Genomic DNA, 2,568 nt, shown 5'->3' on the forward strand with positions numbered 1-2,568 from the left:
TATTCCGCCCTCACTCAATCCTCTAAGGGGAGTATTACTTATAAGTCTACTAATATTTCTAGTTCTAAATTTATGACCTTCAACAATAAAAGCATATTTAACTAAATCAAGAGCTGTAAGTTTAATAAGAGGATTAGGATGATTCCAAGCTCTATCAAACAATCTATGGGCTTCATCATTAGTAATATCACCTTGTATGTAATTAATATATTGAATATTTACATTACGACGATTATTTCTTTCATCATTAGCAACTATTTCAATATGTTCAAATACACTACCATCTTGACTAAAATTACGTTTAATCCAATCAACTTTCTGAGCAGGAGTAAGTCTAGCAAATACATCAATTTCAGTTTGTGTAGGCTCAAATATATTTTTAACTACAACATCATCTGTTTTAATATTAACTAATGTACCACTTACTCGTCCAAGCTCTAGATTGTCCAGTACCATATTCTTTAATATATTTAGGATGAACAAAATCACCATTAACAATAGTAACAGGTAAATTAAGATAAGAACTACCATTATTACCTACTTCTAGTTTATTAATAAGATAATCTTTATAGTCATTATATAACTTTTCAGTCATTATTCCACCTTTAGTCCATTCTGCTATTCTATATACATAATCAATAAATACAGGATTAGCAGTTTCAAATACTTGTTGAGTAGCTTTAACACTAAGAGCAGTACTCATTTGTAAAAATGCAGCTAAACTAGGATAACTACTTTTAGATATATCTGATTTAATAAACGCATCTATACCACCACTAATATCAGGAAATACACTCTCTAACAGCAAGGTTTGACCCCCCGTAGAGGATGGAGCATAAATATTACTATTTTCAATAACAGTTCTAGCATCTCTAAATACTTTATCACTAGCATAAAAACTTTGTTTAGCACCATATTTATCAGCACTAAGAATATTAAGATTATTACTTATATCCTGTCCGATTGAGTTTAACCGATTGAATTGTGCTAGAACATAAATGTCAAATAAAGCCTGCTGAACGCCATTCATTTCCCCTCTAAGACGAGATTTATATGCATCTGATGAAAAGATAAGGTCAGGTGATGAAAATGCGTCAGAAACGCTTAAATTGAATATTTTCTTGAAAGTTTCACCATAACTTTCATTAATAATATCAATTAGCTTTTTACGTCCAGCAAAATTAACTTTTTCGCCAAAACCAAGATTATGAGCAACTTCTCTAATAGCTTCAGTAAGTGGATTTTTAGTACCTTCCGCAAGAACACTATTAGTTTCTTTCCATTTACGAACTAGTATATCAATAGCAGGTTGCCACATAAATCCAATAGCAGTATCATAATTACTTCCAAAGTCAACAATAGTTTTAAAAGCATTAAACGTATAAGTATTTTCATTATGTATAGCTCCCTCTTTCATAACATCAAGAATATGAGCAGTAGTCTGAGAACTATAAGGATTAATCAAATAGCCATCAACATTCTTATCATCTCCAGACCAACCAAAATTTTTATGAGTAATACGAATATGTTTATTACCAATAGTTTCAACATTTTCTTTACCATATCTATTAACAGCTTCTTGCTCACTAATCACATCAGTAGTGTACATAACTTTAATACCTTCACTATGATTAGCTTTAGTAACATTACCAATACTCATAAAAGTATCTCGATTAACACTAATACCTTTAAGTTTAATACCAGAAGTAGCAGCATCAAACCAATCAAGTTGAGTAAAGAAATCACTAGGAGCAACAGTTGTTTTATTAGCACCAACTATTTCTGCATAAGTTTCATTAGCTTCTTTGACATTTTCAAAATTAGAAGTAGTAGTATTTTCTTCAAATGCAGCAGGATTATTAAGTATATCAATAAATGATTGAATAATAGCATTAGTTCTAGCAGCTTGACTACTTGTATCCTCCACGGGGAGTTTCAAGTATGATTTGTAAGACTTAAGTCCACCATCATTAGCAATTTTTTCAACAACTTTAAGATTGCCATTATAACCTTCAAGAGTAGCATTAATAGCATCTTCGCTATTTTTTAAAGAAGCTCTAATATTACCTTGTTTATTATAAGTTTTACCAAGAATCTTACGACTAGCTTTATCTACATTATCTTTAACATAATTAATATATCCTACTTCATCTTTAGTATATCTGGCATGAGTAATTTCAGTTGGAATACCTTTAACAAGATTAAATGTTTTAGACATACCATAAACACTATCTACGTCAAAGTCAGAACCAGTTTGAGTAACCCATTCATCAGGAACAACAACAGTACTACCATAAGCATCTGGAAGAAACTCTTTAACATACATAATACATATAGATTGTTTACCTTCAGTAGGAATACGATAACCAATCATAGTACGTAAGCTATCAGGAACTTGTTCAATATTTAATCCTTTAAGTTTACTACTCCATCTAGGAAGTTTAATTTCAGTATAATAAACAGGAGTGCCATCAACTTCTCCAATCTTTTTATATTGAAGTTTACTATCTGTTTGAGTTTGTTTATCAACTTTAAATCCAAAATCAGATAGCTGAGCAGCGTGCCAAC

Annotated in this window: 2 protein-coding genes; both read right to left on the minus strand. The window is 30.7% G+C overall.

Annotated features, from left to right (window positions below; genetic code table 11):
• The coding region (locus DXN04_RS34305) for a hypothetical protein (RefSeq protein WP_147320174.1) at window positions 1-456 on the minus strand (456 nt) is incomplete at its 3' end.
• Window positions 407-2,568 (minus strand): hypothetical protein (locus tag DXN04_RS35085; protein ID WP_158569322.1); only part of this gene is annotated, 2,162 nt, incomplete at its 5' end. The genes DXN04_RS35085 and DXN04_RS34305, both read right to left, overlap by 50 nt.

The organism is Chitinophaga silvisoli, from assembly GCF_003412465.1.
In the GTDB taxonomy this organism is placed as follows: Bacteria; Bacteroidota; Bacteroidia; order Chitinophagales; family Chitinophagaceae; genus Chitinophaga; species Chitinophaga silvisoli.